The 542-nt window shown below is 57.6% G+C and carries 1 protein-coding gene; it reads right to left on the bottom strand.

The features are described 5' to 3' along the window. Window positions 1-542 (bottom strand): PAS domain-containing protein (locus tag ACXJ7R_RS36040; protein WP_457155933.1); only part of this gene is annotated, 542 nt, incomplete at both ends.

Below are 542 nucleotides of genomic sequence, written 5' to 3'. Positions count from 1 at the left end.
CATCAATGTCGACAGACAGGCCATACCACTGGACAATGTGTCCCTGCCGGTCGCGTAGAGGCTCGCCACGCGTATGATGCCAGCGAAACTCCCCGTCCGCTCGACGGAGGCGATGGGTTATCTGGTACGAAGTTCCGGTCTGAATTGTCTTTTGGAAGGCCCTTGTAGTCTCAGGAAAGTCGTCGGGATGCAGGAAGGCCTGCCAGCCGCCATGCATGAAATCCTCGAATCGCATGCCGGTATAATCCAGCATGCGCTGATTGACCTGAGTCGGTTCGCCGCCGGGATCCGTTGACCAAAGCAGGCCTGGTACCGTTTCGAAGATCTGACGAAGTCTATGCTCGCTTTCCCGTAAGGCCTCTTCGGCCCGCCTGCGCTCCGTGACATCGATCTGTGTGGCGACGACCTCGAAAAGCTCCCCGCTTGGGGACAACACAGGTTCCCCGATCGATTCGAGTTGTTTGACCGTTCCATCGGGCAGTACGATTCTGTAGCTGTGCGAGTAGCCTCTTTTCTCGGCGAATGCGAGCTCAACCCCTGCA

Source organism: Mesorhizobium sp. P5_C1 (assembly GCF_054049815.1).
Note: the sequence above shows the minus strand (reverse complement) of the source record. Positions and strands in the feature narration are given on the sequence as shown.